Below are 21,877 nucleotides of genomic sequence, written 5' to 3'. Positions count from 1 at the left end.
GGTTGGCTAATGCCGATTTACATTTCCACGACACAAGGCGTGAGGCTCTTTCACGTTTTCAAAATTAGAGAGGCTGAGTCCAATACAATATTGAATATAGTCCCTAAAATAGCAGTCTAACTTTTTGGAATAAATCTTGCTCCTTAAACTTACCACCTAATTTTTACAATTTTATAATTTTAGATTCTTCCAGCGTAGTTGGACCACTACCAATAATAAGATTAATTAGCATTAAAGTTCTTGCAAAAAGTTCTCGAATTCTGACCTTATAATGCTCTTCAGGATATTGTGCTACAAAACAAATAGCATCAATATTGTGAAATCTTGCAATAAATAATGCTCTTTCACAGTGAAAGCGTTGAGAAATGATTGTAAATGGAGGCAAATGAAAAACTTTATCTGCTCTAACTATTGAATCTAAGGTATTATAGCCTGCATAATCTTGTTCAATAATAGAGCGAGGGATACCAAATTTTTGTAAATCTTCAGTCATTACTTTAGGTTCATTATAATATGCAGTCATGTTATCACCACTCATCAAAAAATAATGAGCTTTAGCATTATCATAAACTTGCTTAGCAGCATTTAACCGATATTTATAATATAAGTTAGGAGAACCTGATGAATAATATTTTGCAGTACCAAGCACCAGAGCATACTCACGATAAGGCAGATCGTCAATCTTAGTATAAATATGATCTCTAACAAGATATCCTGTAGATATATCAATCAATAACATTAGACAAAAAAATGATATACCTCCACTGATTATCAATTTAATTAGTTTAGGTATCAAACCAGTAGCTTTATTCAAAAAAGCAACTTTCATCATACCTATATTTTTTTTCTTATTAGTCATAGTTCTTTTTTACTAATTTTGTTTCTGCATGAGTAATATACATCGTTGCTCCTATAATGATTGTAGCACCAAGCCATAATTTACCTGGTGGAACCCAATTAAATACAAGCCATCCAGCTAAAATATTCAGAGGTAATTTGATAAAATCAAATGGTTGAATATAGGATGCATCTGCTAAATTATAAGCTTTTGCTACTGCTAATTGTGCAAGAGCAGTTAAAAATCCTAACAAAATAAGAAAACCGAAATCACTAAAAGAAGGCATACTAAAGCCTTTTGGACTTAAATTAGTCATCGCAATCAAAAGATTAAATGGAGTGATTAAAATAAATAAATAAGCCACCATTGTTGTAGGAGAATCATTTGACGATAATTTCTTTACCATTAGTGAATATCCTGCCCAGAAGAAAGCTGCGGCAACTGGTAATAAAACAATCCAATCAAACTCCTCTGACCAAGGTTCTAAAATAATCATCGCACCGAGAAAGCCAAGAAAAGTAGCTATCCAACGTTTTTTATCTACTTTTTCTTTAAGTATTAAACCTGAACCAATAGTAACGAATAAAGGTGAAGTCATCAATAATGCAATACCTTGCCAAATCGGAATAGGATGAGCTAATGCCATTGTCCAACATTGTATACCAATAGCTGATAAGAATACTCTTATGCAATGTAGTCCAAAATATTGGGTTTTTAATGATTGAAAAAAACCTGCATTTATCATACTTGGCATTAAAAATAAAAATGCAGCTAAGTATTGAACAAGAGCTACGACGCTTGCATCAATAGTAGAAACAGAAGTTAATTTAGGGATCAGTGTATTAACTCCAGCAAACAAAATGCCTGCACTAATAATCGCAATAGCGCCTTTAATTGGTTGATGATTTTGCATAAATAATAACAGGGTATAGATAAGATCTGCATAGAATATATTAGCCAATTTAAATTGCAAGTTTAAATAAAATTATTAAAGACATCTAGAAATCTAGATGTCTATTTATTGACAAAAAGCTTAATGTTAGATAATTTAGATGACAAGAAAATTATTACTAATATCGAGGATTTTATGGCTAAATTCATCACTCTTTTTGCTGATAAACCGTTAAATCTTTTACTTGGTGGTTATCTATCACATATTACTGTCGCTTATCAAACTTATGGAGTTATAAATAAAGATAGATCCAACGTAATACTTCTTTGCCACGCATTAACCGGAGATTCAGAACCTTATATTGATATAACCAATAATGATAAAGGTTGGTGGCAAAATTTTATTGGTTCTGGATTAGCTTTTGATACAGATAAATATTTTTTTATTTGTTCTAATGTTCTTGGTGGTTGTAAGGGAACAACAGGCCCAGCTTCAATTAATCCTGAAACGAATCAACCATACGGAAGTCAATTTCCTATTATTACCATACAGGATATTGTGAAAGTACAAAGAGTATTACTTGATAAACTTGCAATTCCTCATCTAAAAGCAGTTGTAGGTGGATCTTTTGGTGGGATGCAGGCAACTCAATGGGGGATAACTTACCCTGATTTTATGGATAATGTTGTCAATCTTTGCTCAACTTTATCACTTAGTGCTGAAGCTATTGGCTTTAATCATATAATGAGGCAAGCTATTATTAATGATCCTAATTTCAACGGGGGAGATTACTACAATACTCATTCTCCAGAAAAAGGATTAAAAATAGCAAGAATGCTAGGTATGTTGACTTATCGTACCGATATACAATTGACAAAAGCATTTGGACGGGAAACAAAACGAAGCAGTGAATTTTATGGCGATCATTTCCAAGTTGAATCATACTTAAGCTATCAAGGAGAAAAATTCCTTGCTAGATTTGATGCAAACAGCTATCTACGCTTATTACGAGCACTCGACCTATATGATCCTTCCATAGGTTTTAAAAACCGCCAAGATGCACTATCAAAAATAAAAGCTCGCTATACGTTAGTGGGAGTAAATAGTGATCAGTTATTTAAAATTAACGAGATAAGACAAAGTAAACAAGAGCTTGAAATGGCGGGGGTACAAGTTGAATTTTATGAAATTTATTCAGTATTTGGGCATGATGCATTTCTAATTGATTATGATTTCTTTGCGCCAATGATTAAGCATGGAATATCAAAATAAGGTTAAATTAACCACTTTTGATACGATTTGGCAAAATTGATTGAAACAATTCACGGCTTTTAAGTGGTGCAGTTCCTAAATAAGGTTTTAACGCAATACGAGTAAAACGTTTAGCTGCTTGCTGAGTAGTTTTATCTGAAAAATCTAGACAAGAAAATGCCAGTAAATCTTTACCTAAAAAAGTTTGGTTATTTTGGAGTAATGATGCAATAAAACCTTCATTTTGATAAAACTGATAAGTCATTGTTGGAGAAACATTTTCACCTGTTGCCGCACAATGTGTAAAATTTACGGCATAACCGAGCGCTTGCAAGATCTTAAATTCAAATCTACGCAGAATTGGTTCAATATTATCGGTCTTTATAGCTAGATTAGTAATACACTGCAAATAATCTTGAAATAAATCAGGATAAGCAGTGTTATGTTCTAGTACTCGAGAGAGTACTTCATTGACATAAAAACCACTATACAAAGAGATAGTATTGAGAGGTAGAGCCAAAGAGACTGGTTCAGCTTTCGTTAAAGTTTTTAACTCTCCTTTTCCTGTCCATCTTAGCAAAAGAGGCGTAAAGGGTTGTAGCACAGCTTTCAGTGGCGAACGAGGTCTTCTTGCGCCTTTTGCAAGTAAGGTAATACGACCATCATTTTCAGTAAAAAAATCAACTAATAAGCTCGTTTCACTATAATTTTTACGGTGTAAAACAAAACCTCGTTGCCACTGCTCACTCATATTGTGATTACAATTACTTAAAATTACTCATCAATATAGCCTAAACTTCTCAAGGCACGTTCATCATCTGCCCATCCAGCTTTAACTTTAACCCAAAGCTCTAAATGAACTTTATTATCAAACAAACGTTCCATATCTAGGCGAGCTTCTGTACCAATCACTTTGATTTTTTGTCCACCTTGACCGATAACCATTTTTTTCTGACCTTCACGCTCTACTAAAATCAAGCCATTGATTTCGTAAGTACCACGTTCATTTGTTTTAAATTGTTCAATTTCAACAGTAACAGAATAAGGTAATTCTTCGCCCATAAAACGCATTAATTTTTCACGAATAATCTCGGATGCCATAAAACGTTGAGAACGGTCGGTTACATAATCTTCAGGATAATGATGAATCCCTTCTTTAAGTGATTCTCTCACAAATTTTTCAAGAATATGAACATTTTTACCACGTTGGCCAGAAATTGGAATAATTTCTTTGAATGGGAATTTTTCACTTAATTGAATAATGTGAGGTAATAATTCCTCTTTTTCTTTTACATTATCAATTTTATTGATTGCCAATACGACTGGTACTTTAGTTCCACGTAATTTATTCAACACCATTTCATCGTCATCAGTCCATTTGGTTCCTTCAACGACAAAAATAATTAAATCAACGTCACTAATTGCACTACTTGCTGCACGATTCATTAAACGATTAATTGCACGCTTCTCTTCAATATGCAGTCCCGGAGTATCTACATAAATTTCTTGATAAGCTCCTTCCGTTTTAATACCTAAAATACGGTGACGAGTTGTTTGAGCTTTACGAGATGTGATTGAAATCTTTTGTCCTAAAATTTTATTTAATAGTGTTGATTTACCTACGTTAGGGCGTCCTACAATGGCAATAAAGCCACAATATGTTTTTTGTTCTGTCATTTAATTTCTCTAATTGTGCTTCATTAGCACGAATAATTATAAAATAAGTGGTAAATTTGCCAGTATTTTTTACAAAAAATCAGGCTAATCTCACCGCTTGTTAATTTTGTATTACTTAATATTCAGTTTTGTAATAACTTGTTCAGCTGCATGTTGTTCCGCTTTACGACGGCTAGTGCCTATACCGATCACAATTTCAGGTAATTTTTCGACCTTACAACTCACTTTAAACATTTGATTATGAGCTTCACCTTTAATATCGATCACTTCGTACTCAGGTAGACTAAGTCTTCTACCTTGTAAAAATTCCTGTAAACGCGTTTTGGGATCCTTTTGAGCTTCTCCGGGTTTCATATCAGCAAGTAGATCCTTATACCAATCGTAAATACGCTCAATGGCTTTATCCATCACACCATTATCAAGATAAATCGCCGCAATAATCGCTTCTACGCAATCAGAAAGGATGGATTCTCGACGATATCCTCCACTTTTCAATTCACCCGCTCCAAGTTTAAGGTAATCACCTAATTCAAACTGACGAGCAACAACTGCTAATGTATGCTCTTTTACTAAAGTAGCACGCATTCGACTCAATTCACCTTCATCTGATTTTGGGAATTTTTCATATAGAGCTTTACCAATTGCAAAATTAAGAATTGAGTCGCCTAAAAATTCAAGGCGTTCATTATTGTGGGATGCCGCACTACGATGTGTGAGTGCTTGTTGAAGGTAATTAAGGTTAGCAAATTGGTAACCTAATTTTTTCTGTAATCGTTCTAATTGCATGATATATTTGATGAAATATCCTATTTATTTAAGTTATTAAAATAAAATTATTACACTAAAAATTAAGGTGGAGAAACCCCCACCTAGTCATTTTTATTATTTAATTGAGGTAAAGATACGATCAAAGCGTAACCCGGTTGGATACTCATTGGCTTTTTTATCTAAACTTAACCAAATGAAGGTAGCTTTACCAACAAAATTTCTACTTGGAACGAATCCCCAGAAACGACTATCTTCACTGTTATCTCGATTATCGCCCATCACAAAATATTGATCTTCCGGTACAACCCAAACACCCGCTTCTTGACCTTCTTGTTTGAAGAAGTAAGGTTCATAATTGAATGGATACGGGTTATTTAAAATTTGGTGAGTTACATCACCTGTTTCTGTACGCTCATTTTGCATTTCACCATGATAGAAAAACTCTGGATTTGGTTTGGCTTGGCTATATTGGAGATGTTCTACTTCGCCTGTATCACCATGAGTAACAGTAAGCTCTTGAGTCAGAAAATCATATTTTACTGTATCACCACCGACACCAATTACACGTTTAATATAATCTACACTCGGTTGTTCTGGAGCTTTAAACACAACTACATCTCCACGTTGAGGTTTACCTGTTTCGATCAACGTTGTTTGCCAAATTGGATCTTTAATTCCATAAGCATACTTTTCTACTACAAGAAAATCTCCAACACGAAGAGTAGGTTCCATTGAGCCACTTGGAATCTGAAATGGTTCTAAAATAAATGAGCGCAATACAGTCACAAAAAATAGCACTCCAAAAAGTGAAGCAAAAAATTCACCAATAGCAGAGCGAGGTTGAATTTCTGCTAATTCTTCTTTAGTTAGCTCTCTACCTAAGCGTTTTTCTTCCTTTGAAATTTTAGCTTGACGACGAGGATTAGCACTAAATTTATAAAATCCAGCAAAAGCACCACTGATAATCACAAGTGTAACTAAAATAATTGAAATGGTATTAGGTAATTGCATTGAATCTAGCACCCGCCAAATGCCATATAATATTGCAATAAAAATAATTGGTACAATATTTGCCATTGTTTACTCCTTAACACGAGAGATTAAAGTAAATTAAGCGGTGAGATCTTTTATTATTTTTGCAAAAAAACAATAATATCTTACCGCTTCTTTATTTACTTTATCTTATTTATTAATCTTTACCTACATGTAAAATTGCTAAGAATGCTTCTTGTGGCACTTCAACGTTACCCAAAGACTTCATTCGTTTTTTACCCTCTTTTTGTTTCTGTAATAGTTTTTTCTTACGGCTTACATCCCCACCATAACATTTTGCTAATACATTCTTACGTAATTGTTTTACAGTTGAACGGGCGATGATATGGTTGCCAATTGCAGCTTGAATTGCGATATCAAATTGCTGACGAGGGATAAGTTCTTTCATTTTTTCTACTAACTCACGGCCACGGTAAGGTGCATTTGCTTTATGTACAATTAATGCCAATGCATCGACACGATCTCCATTAATCATAATATCAACTCTTACCATATCTGCTGCTTGGAAATGCTTGAATGCATAATCCAATGATGCATAACCACGAGATGTTGATTTTAAGCGATCGAAGAAATCGAGTACAACTTCGCCCATTGGAATTTCATAAGTTAATGCAATTTGGTTACCGTGATACACCATATTAGTTTGCACACCACGTTTTTCCACACAAAGTGTAATTACATTACCTAAATATTCTTGAGGGACAAGCATATTACATTCTGCAATAGGCTCGCGAATTTCAGCAACATTACTCAATGGTGGTAATTTGGATGGGCTGTCAATATAGACCACTTCGCCATTAGTTTGTTCCACTTCATATACTACGGTTGGTGCTGTGGTAATTAAATCGAGGTCATATTCACGCTCTAATCGCTCTTGAATAATCTCCATATGCAATAAACCTAAGAATCCACAACGGAAACCAAAACCTAATGCTGTTGAATTTTCTGGTTCATAGAAAAGTGATGCGTCATTTAAACTGAGCTTACCTAAAGCATCACGGAATGCTTCATAATCATCTGAGCTTACTGGGAATAAACCTGCATAAACTTGCGGTTTCACTTTTTTAAAACCCGGTAATGCTGTTATTGCAGAGTGATGATGAGAAGTTAAGGTATCCCCTACTGGTGCACCTAAAATATCTTTAATTGCACATACAACCCAACCAACTTCACCTGTTTTTAATTCAGTTGTATCAATTTGTTTTGGCGTAAAGATACCTAAACGATCCACATTATAGGATTGTCCTGTACTCATCACTTTAATCTTATCGCCTTTTTTAATTACGCCATTTTTAACTCGTACTAATGAAACAACACCTAAGTAGTTATCAAACCAAGAATCAATAATTAATGCTTGTAATGGAGCTTCAGGGTCGCCTTCTGGGGCTGGAATTTTTGCCACAATTTCTTCTAAAACTTCTTCAATACCTTGTCCAGTTTTTGCAGAACAACGTACTGCATCAGCTGCATCAATACCCACGATATCTTCAATTTCTTCAGCTACTCTATCTGGTTCTGCTGCGGGTAAATCAATTTTATTTAAAATTGGTACAACTTCGAGATCCATCTCAATTGCAGTATAGCAGTTAGCAAGTGTCTGTGCTTCAACACCTTGTCCGGCATCAACAACCAATAAAGCTCCTTCACAAGCGGCTAAAGAGCGTGAAACTTCATAAGAAAAGTCTACATGTCCAGGAGTATCAATGAAGTTAAGTTGATAAATTTCCCCATCTTTCGCTTTATAATTTAGCGTTACACTTTGTGCTTTAATAGTAATACCACGTTCACGTTCTAAATCCATTGAATCAAGAACTTGAGCCGCCATTTCACGATCTGATAATCCACCACAGGTCTGTATTAATCGATCTGAAAGTGTCGATTTACCATGGTCGATATGGGCAATAATTGAAAAGTTACGAATATTCTGCATGTTCATAGGGGCAGTAAATGTCCTATTTGTTAGATTTATTATAAAAAAATAATCGGTGGATTGTACCTGAAATTTGCTAAAAATGAAGAAGAAAGCGGTCACTTCCTGATAATTTTTTACAATTCCGACTTTTACTCTAAATTTATTTATCAATAATTTGCTAAAAATCAGCTTTCTCGTAAAGAATCTACGTTGTATATTTCAAAAAACACCATTTTTTGCTATAAAGAGCGGGTTTTCATAATCAATTAACTTTATCAATAGGAGAACTTATGGAATTAGTATTTATTCGTCACGGTTTTAGTGAATGGAACGCAAAAAATTTATTTACTGGTTGGCGTGATGTAAATCTAACAGAGCGTGGTGTTGAAGAAGCAAAAGCAGCAGGTAAAAAATTACTTGATGCTGGTTACGAATTTGATATCGCTTTCACTTCTGTTTTAACACGTGCAATTAAAACTTGTAATATCGTGTTAGAAGAATCTAACCAATTATGGATTCCACAAGTTAAAAACTGGCGTTTAAATGAACGTCACTACGGTGCATTACAAGGCTTAGATAAAAAAGCTGCAGCGGAAGAACATGGTGACGAACAAGTACATATCTGGCGTCGTTCTTACGATGTATTACCACCATTATTAGACCCTAAAGATCCTAACTCTGCACATAATGATCGTCGTTATGCTCACTTACCTTCTGATGTTATACCAGATGGTGAAAATTTAAAAGTAACTTTAGAACGTGTATTACCATTCTGGGAAGATCAAATTGCTCCAGCACTCCTTTCTGGTAAACGAGTGCTTGTTACCGCACACGGTAACTCACTTCGTGCATTAGCAAAACACATCATGAATATTTCTGATGCAGACATCATGGATTTTGAAATTCCTACAGGTCAACCATTAGTATTAAAACTTGATGATAAATTAAACTTTGTTGAGAAATTCTATTTATAGTTTTTAAAAATAGTAAAAATAAAAGGCGGATTATTTCCGCCTTTTATTTTGCTTGAGCCATTCTTTTTTACAATATTTTCTTAGTCTTCCCAATTCTCAATAAATCATATATACTCGATCACCTGAGTTGGTTAGACAATCGCTGGTTTATTGAAGCCCTCAAATTCGCTTTGCGTAAACTAGGGGACAAGTAGACGAGAGGAAAGTCCGAGCTACATAGGGCAGAGTGCCAGATAACGTCTGGGAGGTGTGAGCCTACGACAAGTGCAACAGAGAGTAGACCGCCAGCTTTGGCTGGTAAGGGTGAAAGGGTGTGGTAAGAGCACACCGCATGGCTGGCAACAGTTCATGGCAAGGTAAACTCCACTCGTAGCAAGACCAAATAGGAATCCAACGAGTTGCCCGCTTGGGATTCGGGTAGGTTGCTTGAGCGTATGTGCGAACATGCGCCTAGAGGAATGATTGTCCACGACAGAACTCGGCTTATCGACCAACTCAATTTAATTTTTTAGAACGAGCAGAACTTTCTGTTCGTTTTTTTGTATATACCACTATACAATTTTTTCACAAGCGGTCGGTTGATGTTAATAATTTACAACTTTTAACTTCGATCATGCATTGGATAATTAGATGAAAAAATACTTTTTAAGTTTACTTGGGTTTTTCTGCGTTAGTCATACTATCTTTGCTCATCCCCACTCTTTTGTTGATATGAAAAATAAGGTACTGATAACAGACGATACATTAAAAGGATTTGCAATGAGCTGGATGTTAGATGAAATTACCTCCGCAGAACTTCTGTATGAAATTAATCATGCAGAAGATAAATCAGATGCAATCCAAAAAATCACCGATGAACTTTCACTCTCAGCGGTAGAAGCTCATTATTTTAGTGAGTTTTATAATGAAAAGAATGAACCAATAAAGTTTAAGGCTAAGCCTATTAATCCTTCGGTTGAAATTCAAAAAAATCGTATTATATATCATTTTGAATTAACACTAGCAAAACCTCAGCCTTTAAAAGGGCACTCTTTTAGGTTATATACTTTTGAACCAAGTTATTATATTTCGATGAGCTATGATAATGCGAGTGATGTAACCGTCACACCTCAATCGATCTGCAAAGTATCAATGGAAGAGCCTCAAGTTAATGATTCTTTACGTCTTTATGCTTCTTCACTAGATCAAACAGAAACACCTGATATGCCAACAACCAGTAGTTTATCCTTAGGTGCGATGTTTTCTCAAAAGGTAAATATAGTATGTCAGTAAAAACTAAAAAAACACTCTGGGTGGTGGCATTATTACTGCTCATTATCGCTATTTACGAAGCCTATCCTTACCTTCTTTTTAAAGTTATGGAATGGCAACGTGAGTTTAATTTACAAATCTCAGCATCGTTACATGCACTGAATGAAAATAGCCAGCAAGCTGGTTTTGGCTTAATGTTAGTTAGTTTTATTTATGGTGTATTTCATGCAGTAGGCCCAGGACATGGTAAATTTATTTTAGGAACTTATCTTTCTCTAGAAACAACTAAGATACCTAAAACAATTAAAATCACACTTCTTGCTGCACTATTTCAGGGGGTAGTTGCAATTGGTTTAGTTACACTATTAGTTGTTGTACTTACTCTTTCTCGCCAACACTTTAACCTTACACTAACATGGGTTGAACGAGGCAGTTTTATCGTGATGATTTTATTTGGATGTTATTGGATTTATCAAAGTGTTAGATCTGCATGGAAAAATCTTGCTAAGAAAAAAGCGATAATCAAGCCAATAAAAATTAAAAAAATTCAATCTCTCCAGCAACCTATGACTTATACTGCTAAGCTTGCTGCAGATCATGTTCATTCTGAACATTGTGGCTGTGGCCATAAACATCTACCTTCTTCCGAAGAAATGGACAATATACAAGATTGGAAATCGATGATGATGGTAATTATCAGTATTGGTCTTCGCCCTTGCACAGGCGCAGTCTTAGTTTTATTTCTTGCTTATACTGTTGATCTCTATATTTGGGGTGTTGCTTCTGCGTTAATCATGGCTTTAGGAACAGGGTTAACCCTAACTTTATTTGCATTGTTTGTACTATTTAGTCGCAATAAAGCAATTGAAACAAGCCGTTGGTATTTTTCTATGCATACGAATCAACACCTTGTTGTTGGGATGAAAGCAATGATGGGGCTTTTTCTTATTGGATTTGGAACGATATTATTCCACGGAAGTTTGATTGATACTACTACGCTATTATTCGGTGGAAGATAGTTTATTATTTTTTTTTATAAATATCATTAAAAAACTTTTAATATGTAAAAAGTTCGTTACAATGTTGCCATTATTTTTTTCCAGTATAGAGAGGGTATTTATTTATGGAAAGTATTGTAACAATGTTTGAGTCAGCTCTGAGGTGGATTGTTGAACATGTAGATGGACCATTATGGGATATCACAACGATCACATTACTTGGAACTGGATTGTTTTTTACAATCACAACAAGTCTAATTCAATTACGATTACTTCCACAAAGTATTCGTGAAATGTGGTTTGGACGAGCATCTAGTGGCGATGCTTTAACTCCGTTCCAAGCCTTTGCAACAGGGCTTGCTAGTCGTGTTGGGGTAGGGAATATAGGCGGTGTAGCGACAGCTATAGCATTAGGTGGACCTGGGGCAGTATTTTGGATGTGGATCACGGCCTTAATTGGTATGAGTAGTGCCTTTGCAGAATCATCACTTGCTCAAGTTTACAAGAAAAGAGATGCAGATGGTATGTTTCGTGGTGGTCCAGCATATTATATTTCTCGAGGATTAAAAGCACCTTGGTTAGCTGTTATTTTTGCTATCACACTTATATTTACATTCGGTTTTGCATTCAATGCTGTTCAAGCTAATTCTATTGTAGAAGCAACAAAAAATGCTTGGTCATGGGATCCCCAATATGTTGGGATTGTATTAGTTATTATGACTGCAGCAATTATTTTTGGTGGAGTAAGACGAATAGGTAAACTCTCAGCAAGAATTGTTCCTATGATGGCATTGTTCTATCTAATTATTGCTGTAATTATTCTTGGAATAAATTTTTGGAAAGTACCTGCTGTTTTATCAACAATTATCACTAACGCCTTTGATTTTTCTTCAATGGCTGGAGGGATCTTTGGTTCATTATTTTCTCAAGCTATGCTATTGGGTGTAAAGCGTGGTCTATTCTCAAATGAAGCTGGTATGGGTTCTGCACCTAACTCAGCTGCAACCTCTGATGCAAAACACCCAGCTACACAAGGCTTAATCCAAATGCTAGGGGTATTTGTTGATACTATTATTGTTTGTACAAGTACTGCTGTTATTATTTTAATGTCTGATAATTATGGTAGTGAAACATTGAATGGCGTATCACTTACTCAAACAGCATTAGAATTCCATGTCGGCGAATTTGGCTTACATTTCTTAGCTTTTATCATTCTGCTATTCTGTTATACCTCGATTGTTGGTAACTATGCCTATGCGGAAAGTAATATTCGCTTTATACGTAATAGACCAGGATTTATTCTTGGATTCCGTTTAGTTGTATTATTCTTCGTCTATTTTGGTGCAGTACGTAGCGGCGGTATTGTTTGGGCATTTGCTGATACCGTTATGGCCTCAATGGGGATGATCAACCTAGTGTCAATTATCTTACTTTCTCCAATTGTTTGGATTATTCTTAAAGACTATAAAAAACAGCTCAAAGCAAATAAAGAGCCTGTATTTAATGTAGAAGAATACCCTGAATTAATCAAACGTGGTGTTGATCCAACTGTTTGGAACGGTAAACAATAAATCCTTTCTTTTAATCCCCTATTTAATCTGTATTAAATAGGGAATTGTAAATTTTCTCTATTCTATCCCAATTAGGTGTAAAATCTCCTAGGATAATATTGGTATATTATTTGTTAAAAATGAAATACGACTACTACTAACTAGTTATATAGTTGTAATCGTTTTTGTGTATTTAAAACACATTATTTCATTTTAATATATAAAGTTTTCACAAAAAATATATTTATTAATTAAAAATGAAGAATATAATACTTATCGTAAACTAAATTCTACTTTTGTTTACTTATAGTCTGCCCCGCATTTATTGAGAGCAGTTTCTTTAAATTAACTTGATGGAGACGAAACTATGTCTAACAAAAAACTTCTTGAAATGTTAACACCTGAAAACAGCCAATTAATCATTATTGATCACCAACCTCAAATGGCATTTGGTGTACAATCAATTGATCGTCAAACATTGAAAAATAACGTAGTAGGGTTAGCGAAAGCAGCAAAAGTATTTAATATTCCAACAACAATTACCACAGTAGAAACAGAAGGTTTCTCAGGATATACTTACCCTGAATTATTATCAGTATTCCCAGATCATAAAATCTTAGAACGTACATCAATGAACTCTTGGGATGATCAAAATGTACGTGACTCATTAGCAAAAAATGGACGTAAAAAAGTAGTTGTCGCAGGATTATGGACAGAAGTTTGTAACTTAAGCTTTGCATTATGTGCAATGCTAGAAGGTGACTACGAAATCTATATGGTTGCAGATGCTTCTGGTGGTACTTCTGTTGAAGCACATAAATATGCAATGGATCGTATGGTTCAAGCTGGAGTTGTTCCAGTTACATGGCAACAAGTTCTACTTGAATGGCAACGTGACTGGGCTCGTAAAGATACTTATGATGCAGTAATGGATATTGTTAAAGAACATTCTGGTGCATACGGTATGGGCGTTGATTATGCTTATACAATGGTACACAAAGCGCCAGAACGTGTTAAACATGGTGAACGCATCGGTCCAAATCCAGCAAAATAAAAAATCAATTTTTAACTAAATAAATAAAGGATAAGCGGTGCGATTTTACAAAAAATAGTAACAATCGAACCGCTTTTTTACAGGTAAAAAAATGAAAATGTATCTTCTTAGCTTTGGTGTCGGTATTTTTGTTGGTGTAATTTATTATGCCCTAAATGTCCGATCTCCAGCACCTCCTATTGTCGCACTATTAGGTTTGCTTGGTATGCTCATTGGCGAACAAATCATTCCTGTGGCTAAAAATATGTTTACAGAGCAAAGTTTTGTTAATGCTGACCAAGAAACTAACGCTACAAAATCTGCTTTAGGAGAGCTACCAAGTAAACATTCGATAAAAGTGGAGGATAAAAATCATGACAAATCAAATTCCTGATATCATTTTTTACAATGGTAATATTACAACTTTAAATAAAGCTCAACCCGTTGCTCAAGCTGTTGCAGTTAAAGATGGTAAATTCTTAGCTGTTGGTTCTGATGCAGATATTGTACATTTAGCAGACGAAAGCACTCGTAAAATTGATTTAAAAGGCCGTGGTGTATTACCTGGACTTTTTGATAACCATACTCATGTAATTCGAGGTGGATTAAATTATAACCTTGAACTTCGCTGGGATGGGGTACGTAGTCTTTCTGATGCTCTTGCTATGCTAAAAGCACAAGTTGATATTACTCCTGCACCCCAATGGGTGCGTGTTGTGGGTGGATTTACTGAGCATCAATTTGTAGAGAAGCGATTACCAACTATTGATGAAATTAATGCCATAGCACCAGACACTCCAGTATTTATTTTACATTTATATGATCGTGCAATACTAAATGCTGCGGCATTACGTGTAGTGGGTTATACAAAAGATACTCCAAATCCAGTGGGGGGAGAAATTGTACGTGATAGCAAGGGTAATCCAACAGGATTATTATTAGCTGCACCAAATGCAAGTATTCTCTATGCAACTCTTGCAAAAGGTCCAAAACTTCCTTTTGAATATCAATTAAATTCAACCCGTCATTTTATGCGTGAGTTAAACCGTTTAGGTATCACTGGTATTATTGATGCTGGTGGTGGTTCACAAAACTACCCTGATGATTATGAGGTTATACAAAAATTATCAGATGAAAATCAATTGACTGTACGTATCGCTTATAACTTGTTTACACAAAAACCGAAAGAAGAAAAAGAAGATTTCTTAAATTGGACATCTTCAGTTAAATATAAACAAGGTAATGACTATTTCAGACATAATGGTGCTGGTGAAATGTTAGTATACTCCGCTGCTGACTTTGAAGACTTCCGTCAACCACGTCCTGATATGCCTCCTCAAATGGAAGGTGAATTGGAAGAAGTTGTACGTATTTTAGCTGAAAATAAATGGCCTTGGCGTCTACATGCAACTTATGATGAAACCATTTCTCGTGCATTAGATGTATTTGAAAAAGTGAATAAGGATATCCCATTAGATGGCATTAATTGGTTCTTTGACCATGCTGAAACTATTTCAGATAAATCTATTGATCGAATTGCTGCACTAGGCGGCGGTGTTGCAGTACAACATCGTATGGCATATCAAGGTGAATACTTTGTAGAACGTTATGGTGTAGCAGCTGCAGAAGCAACTCCACCAGTTAAGAAAATTTTGGATCGTGGCGTAAAAGTCTCTGCAGGTACAGATGCAACTCGTGTTGCTTCTTATAACCCTTGGGTTGCTCTTGCTTGGTTAGTTACAGGTAAAACAGTTGGTGGAACAAGTCTATATCCACGTGCGAATCTTTTAGATCGTGAAACTGCATTACGTATGTGGACAGAAAATGTTGCATGGTTCTCTAATGAGGAAGGTAAACGTGGACGTATTGAAGTTGGACAATTTGCTGACTTTATCGTACCAAGTAAGGATTACTTTACAGTATCAGAAGATGAAATTTCGTTCTTAACTTCACATCTTACTGTAGTTGGTGGACGCGTTGTATTTGGGGATGGTGATTTCACTTCATTAGATGATAATCCAGTTCCACCAGCAATGCCAGATTGGTCTCCAGTGCGTAAATATAAAGGATTTGCGGCTTGGGGCGATCCTGAAGGTGCAGGCAAAAATTCACTGTCTCCAATTCGTCAACAAGCTGTTGCAAGTTGTGGCTGTGGAAGTGCTTGTGGAGTACATGGACATGATCATGCTAGAGCATGGGGATCTAATGTACCAAGTTCTGACCTTAAAGGTTTCTTTGGTGCTTTAGGTTGCTCTTGCTGGATGGCTTAATTTTACTCTATTATTAGTAGTATTAATAATATAGAAAAACGGTCGGGTTTTGCAAATTACTAGCGGAATCCGACCGCTTGTATAGTCATGCTTATAGATACTTTATGGGTGACTAATTGGTAACGAAGAATGGCTTACCTTTATATGAAGGTATTGTTTATGTAACAAGTGTTTAAATACCTCTGTTTTATATTTTTGTGATGTATATTCATAATTTGTACCTAAAATCACTTCATCAACCATATCACCTATAAAACCATATTCTAAATAGAGTGAATTAGTATCTAAACAATATTTGACATCCTCTGAATCTATTGGCTCAATTCTTAATAAGCGAAATTCTTCCTCATCTCTAAATGCATAATCTTTAAACAAGTACCGAATATATTCTAATGCATTTAACTTTTCTCCTTCAGATAGATTTTCTTCATCTAATATTTTTCGTAGGTTATCTAATTCTGTTGCTAGATTTTCTCTTCTAAACTCTTCCCAAATAGTATTACTGCTAACAGGTTTTAAGTAAATACCAAACTTTTTATTTTTATCTTTGAAAATATCATATTCATCCCTCTTAATATATTCATCTTTATAAAAGATATAAGCTACTTGATATAGAGGTAACTTATTAGATTTTTTATCTATATTATCCTGATTATCCTGCTTTATAGTATTATCTTGATTAATTTCTAACTTTATAGGATTAGTATACTCATATTTAACTAATTTATCTTTAGAGAAGACTAAACAACATCCTGAAGCTTCAACATTATCAACTTTTCCATATAATCTAAACTGATTAAGATCATTAACTCGATTAGAAAAACAAGTAAAAAATGCATTATGTGCTTTTACATCTATTTTATTTTCAATCTGTAATTCTTGTTGATTTAAAAATTCTAATAAACTTTTACCCTCTAAAGGATCATTCATATAGCTTGAGCTATTCATTCTCATCGCTGTTGAACCTATATCTTTCGAAACCCGTTTTATACCTAGTAATAGTTCACAAACACTAGGAGTCGTATAATGAGAAAAAGCTATATTATCTATTTCAATAGGAGATATTAATAAAAGAGATTGAATTCTTGATATGGATTTTTTTAAATTTATATTATTGATACCATCAATCATTGAAAAGACTAGCTGTGTTTTTTTTATATAAAATTTAGCTAGTAATAATCTATTGTTTATTAGGGATAATTTCCTCCAATAACTCTGTAGTTGAAAATATTTCACATAATTATATTTTTTTAAATAATCCCCTCCAACTTCTTTAATTAATTTTAAAGTAAAATTAAAATATTTTATTGACTTATCAAAATTATTGCTGTTTTTTTGATTTTCTCCTTTTGCTAAATAACAATGTCCTAACCTAAATTGTGCATTGAGTTGCTTTTTCAAAGCTTTCTCTTTCAAAGCGTTCTCTTCACCATAATTGGTCAATGTTTTTGCCAAAGCCAATTGTTGTTCATAATGAATTATTGATATATCATAGTAGCTTTGTGCTTTTTGATTATCTGGCTCTTTATTCCCTTTCTCTAAATAACAGTGTCCTAACAAAGATTTTGCATTAAGTTGCTTTTCTAGTCCTTTTTCTTCATTATACCTAGTTAAGTTTTTTGCTAAATCTAATCGCTGTTTATTATGCGTTATTGAAGTATCATAGTAGCTCTGTGCTTTCTGGTTATCTGGTTCTTTATTTCCTTTCTCTAAATAACAACCACCTAACCAAGATTCTGCATAGATTTGCTCTTCCAGTCCTTTTTCTTCCTTATAATCGATTAAGACTTTTGCTAAAACTAATTGCTGTTTATGATGGGTTATTGAAGTATCATAGTGGCTCTGTGCTTTCTGACTATCTGGTTCTTTATTCCCTTTCTCTAAATAACAACGTCCTAACCAAAATTGCGCATTGATTTTTTGTTGAATAAAACTTGCTTTACTTGCTATTTCCTCAGAATCAATCTCATTGAATTGCTTTAAAAACAGATTTAATTTTTCAATTGAATCATCATACTTCCCATCATCAAATAATTTTTTTCCTTCTTTGAACAATTTATTCAATTGATTTTTATTCATATAACTCTCCAAATATCAAGTTTAGCCTAACGTCTTTTTACGAATACTATCTAAATGCTCATCCACTAATAACTCACCATTTAGGAAAACTGTTTTTAATTGATTTTCACGATCAGCAAGTTCATCTTGTCGAATGGTTTGCCATTGGTTATTTTCGTGAATTAAGGCTTGAATACCTTTTTTAGAACGTTTCATTTGGCTGGTGATAGGAGCTTTGAAAATATCTTTCCATTCGCCATTGATACAAATTGCACTAGCTTTCATTGCCCAGCTCATTGTATCTCGATTCACTTGTTGTAATAGACCTCCACCCATACCAAAATTGACATTTTCGGCACTAAACCCTTTTTGCATAATTGCATCTAAAATAGGATCGAGAGAAGTCATATTGATTCCATCACCTTGAATAATACGAATGTAATCAGGCAAGACCTTATAACCTTTACTGTTTATAGTAGTCCCAAATTTTTCTGCTAAGATCTCAAGGGTTTTACATACAATTTCAATCGGATCACCACTGTCAGGGCGAATAACTAATCTACCACCTTTTTCTTTAATTTTTTGATGAAGTTGTTCTCCCCAAATATTTTCCAATGCATTCCATAAATTATAGCTATCTGATACAACCGCATAGATTTTATCTTTGCCAGCAAATTGTGTAATCATATTATCGTAAGCCATGGCCTCATTATCTTTTCCCCAAGCTGTGATAGTACTATGTTCTGCCGCAGGGATAGAAAACGCTGGCATTTTAGTCACGTTATACCAACGTTTAGCAGCCAATAATGCTGACACACTATCCGTTCCTCTAAAATTGACTAAATGAGCCAAACCACCTAATGCAACTGTTTCTAAGCTAGATGCCCCTCTTGCACCAAAATCATGAAGTTGAAAATCTAAACCATCAAGCGTATCTGAAGACTTTAATAAAGCTTGTTTAATTTTTTGTTTACAGAAATAAGAAATACTTGCCACAGTCGAAGGATACCAAACTGCACGCAGTAGAGCTGTTTCTAAATAACCAGAAAGCCAATAAAATTCAGGATCCGTATTTACAATTTGACATACAACATTCCCCACAGGTAATACTGTACCTTCAGGAACTGCATCTATTTTAATTGGCAATAAACCATTATATTTTTTAAGTAATCGTTGCCAACCTTCTTTATGAAAAGGCAATCCATGTGCTGTAAGTGTAATTTCTGCTTGTTCAATATCTGCTTGAGTAATAGGAGTAAGTAAATACTCTTTGATAAAGGCTTGTAAGCCAAACATAACGAGATCGAAACTACTTTTTCGTGCTTCAATATAGTAAGAAATATATTCTGTATTAGGGGGATATTGTAACCAATGGGATGCTTTATAACTATCGACATTTAGAAGTAGGTTATTAAAATTTGATGAGTACATTTCATTTTCTCACTATAATCAGTCTAACTATATATTTTTGATATATCCACTTTACCAAAATTTAAATAAAAAGCCTATTTAATATCCCAAATTTATATCAATTTTCACACAAAGGTATTACATTTATATTTATATTTAAATGTAAAAAACAAATTACTATGTAATAAAATGTTTACAAAATAATTTATTGTTTGCTAGAATAATTCTATCTTTTTATTTTGTTTGGTAATCATATGAAAAATAAAACCTTAGGAAGTGCTTTAATTGTAGCTGGGACAACAATTGGTGCTGGAATGTTAGCTATGCCACTTACTTCTGCAGAAATGGGCTTTAGTTATACAATGCTCTTACTCTTTATATTATGGTTACTTCTTTCATATAGTGCTTTATTATTTGTTGAGGTTTATCAAAAAGCAGAACGTAAAGATGCTGGAATTGCGACCCTTGCTGAACAGCATTTTGGGATGGCAGGACGAGTACTTGCTACCTTATCACTTGTTATATTTATGTATGCAATTTTAACTGTATATGCGTTGGGCGGTGGTAATCTACTTGCTCCATTCCTAGAATTTGTAGGTGCTAACGCAGAGACTGTTTCTATTACAGTATTTATTGTATTTTTTGCAATTGCCGTAACAATTGGTACTCAAGCTGTTGATGCTTTTACTCGAGTTCTTTTTATAATAAAGTTAGTTGCATTCTTTTTTGTTCTTTACATGATGTTGCCTTTAGCAACAGTAGAAAATCTAGGTGCAATGCCGTTAAAATACTTAGTGATCATTTCTGCAAGCCCTGTATTCTTTACATCATTTGGCTTCCATGTGGTTATCCCTAGTATTAATAACTACTTAGATGGGGATATTCGCCGCTTACGTATTGCTATTATTGGCGGTACCGCAATCCCTCTTATTGCTTACATCTTATGGCAAATGGCTACACATGGGGTATTTTCACAACTACAATTTGTAGAAATTATTAGTAAAGATCCGACATTAAATGGCTTAATTGAGGCAACATTACAAGCGACAGGAAGTAGTTTTATCAGTGAATCTGTGCGTATATTTTCTTCTTTAGCATTAATTACATCCTATTTAGGTGTTGCTTTAGCACTTGTTGATTGTTTAGATGATTTACTTAAGCGTGTTAATATTAAAGCGAATCGTATTTCTCTAAGCTTACTGACTTTCGTACCTGTTTTAATATTTGCATTATTCTACCGTGATTTTCTCGGTGTTTTAAGTTATGCAGGACAAATGTTTACATTCTATGGGCTTGTATTACCTGTTGGTATGGCATGGATGTTACGCAAAAAGTACTCAGATTTAGAATATCGTGTTTTAGGTGGAAATGTTGCTTTAGTCTTAGCTCTAGTTTTAGGTATACTTATTATGTGTGTGCCATTCTTAATTCAAAGTGGATTACTTCCATCTGTGATTAGTTAATTCACAGTTTACTAAAATAGCATTTAATCTATTATTTATAAGCCAAGCCTATATACTAACTTATAAATGTATAAAGATGTCTTATATAAATTTTGTATAACAATGTATTTAATTGAAATACAATAGATTTTAGAATAAGAAAAAATTGGTCAAATAATCCACCATATAAAATATTAGATTGTTATTTTAGGGATCATATTTGATATTGTATTTACTCAGCCTCTTTATTTTAAGGGGCTATCTTAAACAACTAAGCTAAATTAATTTTAATTATTGGTGTAATGGACGAAATTCAGACTGTAGCACCTGTTAAATCTATATACTATCTGTATTTGTGTGGATTGAAAGTGATAAATCAGAAAACTACTCCTTTTGTGAATATTTTATAAGAAATTATACAAATGATTGTACTATTTTAGAGGGTATTTATATGGTGAGTTTACTCGTTCCAAAATATTGATGTTTAGTTAATTATCTAT

Annotated in this window: 18 protein-coding genes and 1 other RNA gene; 10 read left to right on the top strand and 9 right to left on the bottom strand. The window is 34.1% G+C overall.

Annotated features, from left to right (window positions below):
• Nucleotides 1–163: 163 nt before the first annotated feature.
• Nucleotides 164–859, bottom strand: coding sequence for a SanA/YdcF family protein (locus tag Q1J40_RS00355; RefSeq protein WP_502306650.1), 696 nt, complete (start codon nucleotides 857–859; stop codon nucleotides 164–166).
• A complete protein-coding gene (locus Q1J40_RS00350) occupies nucleotides 852–1,799 on the bottom strand; it encodes a DMT family transporter (RefSeq protein ID WP_301098028.1) in 948 nt (315 codons plus the stop codon). The genes Q1J40_RS00355 and Q1J40_RS00350 overlap by 8 nt, the downstream gene beginning before the upstream one ends.
• A gap of 126 nt (nucleotides 1,800–1,925) precedes the next feature.
• Here Q1J40_RS00350 and metX point away from each other — a divergent pair, with 126 nt between their 5' ends.
• Nucleotides 1,926–3,002, top strand: a complete 1,077-nt coding sequence (gene metX / locus Q1J40_RS00345; RefSeq protein WP_301098026.1) for a homoserine O-acetyltransferase MetX — start codon at nucleotides 1,926–1,928, stop codon at nucleotides 3,000–3,002.
• Between the two features lie 7 nt (nucleotides 3,003–3,009).
• Here metX and recO read toward each other — a convergent pair whose 3' ends face one another.
• The 5 genes from recO to lepA all read right to left on the bottom strand — a co-directional run bounded on the left by recO (nucleotide 3,010) and on the right by lepA (nucleotide 8,409).
• Nucleotides 3,010–3,732 carry a DNA repair protein RecO gene (gene recO / locus Q1J40_RS00340; protein WP_301098025.1) on the bottom strand — a complete coding sequence of 241 codons (723 nt, stop codon included), beginning with the start codon at nucleotides 3,730–3,732 and terminating at the stop codon, nucleotides 3,010–3,012.
• Nucleotides 3,733–3,755: 23 nt separating this feature from the next.
• Nucleotides 3,756–4,658, bottom strand: a complete 903-nt coding sequence (era, locus tag Q1J40_RS00335) for a GTPase Era (protein ID WP_301098023.1) — start codon at nucleotides 4,656–4,658, stop codon at nucleotides 3,756–3,758.
• Nucleotides 4,659–4,769: 111 nt separating this feature from the next.
• Nucleotides 4,770–5,444 (bottom strand): ribonuclease III, encoded by a 675-nt coding sequence (gene rnc, locus Q1J40_RS00330; protein ID WP_301098021.1) that lies wholly within the window; start codon nucleotides 5,442–5,444, stop codon nucleotides 4,770–4,772.
• A 96-nt stretch (nucleotides 5,445–5,540) separates the two neighbouring features.
• Nucleotides 5,541–6,503 (bottom strand): signal peptidase I, encoded by a 963-nt coding sequence (gene lepB, locus Q1J40_RS00325; protein ID WP_301098020.1) that lies wholly within the window; start codon nucleotides 6,501–6,503, stop codon nucleotides 5,541–5,543.
• Between the two features lie 112 nt (nucleotides 6,504–6,615).
• Nucleotides 6,616–8,409, bottom strand: a complete 1,794-nt coding sequence (gene lepA / locus Q1J40_RS00320; RefSeq protein WP_301098032.1) for a translation elongation factor 4 — start codon at nucleotides 8,407–8,409, stop codon at nucleotides 6,616–6,618.
• A gap of 272 nt (nucleotides 8,410–8,681) precedes the next feature.
• On the opposite strand from lepA, the gene Q1J40_RS00315 reads away from it, so the two are divergent.
• The 8 genes from Q1J40_RS00315 to Q1J40_RS00280 all read left to right on the top strand — a co-directional run bounded on the left by Q1J40_RS00315 (nucleotide 8,682) and on the right by Q1J40_RS00280 (nucleotide 16,467).
• Nucleotides 8,682–9,365, top strand: coding sequence for a 2,3-diphosphoglycerate-dependent phosphoglycerate mutase (locus Q1J40_RS00315; RefSeq protein WP_301098018.1), 684 nt, complete (start codon nucleotides 8,682–8,684; stop codon nucleotides 9,363–9,365).
• A gap of 123 nt (nucleotides 9,366–9,488) precedes the next feature.
• Nucleotides 9,489–9,867, top strand: an RNA gene (rnpB, locus tag Q1J40_RS00310) — RNase P RNA component class A.
• A 128-nt stretch (nucleotides 9,868–9,995) separates the two neighbouring features.
• Nucleotides 9,996–10,637, top strand: a complete 642-nt coding sequence (locus Q1J40_RS00305; protein WP_301098016.1) for a DUF1007 family protein — start codon at nucleotides 9,996–9,998, stop codon at nucleotides 10,635–10,637.
• Nucleotides 10,628–11,635 carry a nickel/cobalt transporter gene (locus tag Q1J40_RS00300; protein ID WP_301098014.1) on the top strand — a complete coding sequence of 336 codons (1,008 nt, stop codon included), beginning with the start codon at nucleotides 10,628–10,630 and terminating at the stop codon, nucleotides 11,633–11,635. The genes Q1J40_RS00305 and Q1J40_RS00300 overlap by 10 nt, the downstream gene beginning before the upstream one ends.
• Nucleotides 11,636–11,739: 104 nt before the next feature.
• Nucleotides 11,740–13,185, top strand: coding sequence for an alanine/glycine:cation symporter family protein (locus Q1J40_RS00295; RefSeq protein WP_301098013.1), 1,446 nt, complete (start codon nucleotides 11,740–11,742; stop codon nucleotides 13,183–13,185).
• Nucleotides 13,186–13,531: 346 nt separating this feature from the next.
• Nucleotides 13,532–14,218, top strand: coding sequence for a hydrolase (locus Q1J40_RS00290; RefSeq protein ID WP_301098011.1), 687 nt, complete (start codon nucleotides 13,532–13,534; stop codon nucleotides 14,216–14,218).
• 91 nt (nucleotides 14,219–14,309) lie between these two features.
• Entirely contained in the window at nucleotides 14,310–14,591 is a 282-nt protein-coding gene (locus Q1J40_RS00285; RefSeq protein ID WP_301098009.1) for a DUF1427 family protein, read from the top strand.
• Nucleotides 14,572–16,467: an amidohydrolase gene (locus Q1J40_RS00280; protein ID WP_301098008.1), complete on the top strand. Its 1,896-nt coding sequence runs from the start codon at nucleotides 14,572–14,574 to the stop codon at nucleotides 16,465–16,467. The genes Q1J40_RS00285 and Q1J40_RS00280 overlap by 20 nt, the downstream gene beginning before the upstream one ends.
• Before the next feature lie 102 nt (nucleotides 16,468–16,569).
• Here Q1J40_RS00280 and Q1J40_RS00275 read toward each other — a convergent pair whose 3' ends face one another.
• Both Q1J40_RS00275 and Q1J40_RS00270 read right to left on the bottom strand, forming a co-directional pair.
• Nucleotides 16,570–18,546, bottom strand: a complete 1,977-nt coding sequence (locus Q1J40_RS00275; RefSeq protein WP_301098006.1) for a tetratricopeptide repeat protein — start codon at nucleotides 18,544–18,546, stop codon at nucleotides 16,570–16,572.
• A 21-nt stretch (nucleotides 18,547–18,567) separates the two neighbouring features.
• Entirely contained in the window at nucleotides 18,568–19,956 is a 1,389-nt protein-coding gene (locus Q1J40_RS00270; RefSeq protein ID WP_301098005.1) for a nicotinate phosphoribosyltransferase, read from the bottom strand.
• Nucleotides 19,957–20,189: 233 nt separating this feature from the next.
• Between Q1J40_RS00270 and Q1J40_RS00265 the strand changes: the two genes are divergently transcribed.
• Entirely contained in the window at nucleotides 20,190–21,398 is a 1,209-nt protein-coding gene (locus tag Q1J40_RS00265) for an aromatic amino acid transport family protein (protein WP_301098003.1), read from the top strand.
• Nucleotides 21,399–21,877 lie beyond the last annotated feature (479 nt).

The sequence above is a fragment of the Otariodibacter sp. genome, from assembly GCF_029256985.1.
Taxonomy (GTDB): domain Bacteria; phylum Pseudomonadota; class Gammaproteobacteria; order Enterobacterales; family Pasteurellaceae; genus Otariodibacter.
The sequence above is the reverse complement of the archived record's forward strand: the minus strand, read 5'-3'. Positions and strand labels throughout refer to the sequence as shown.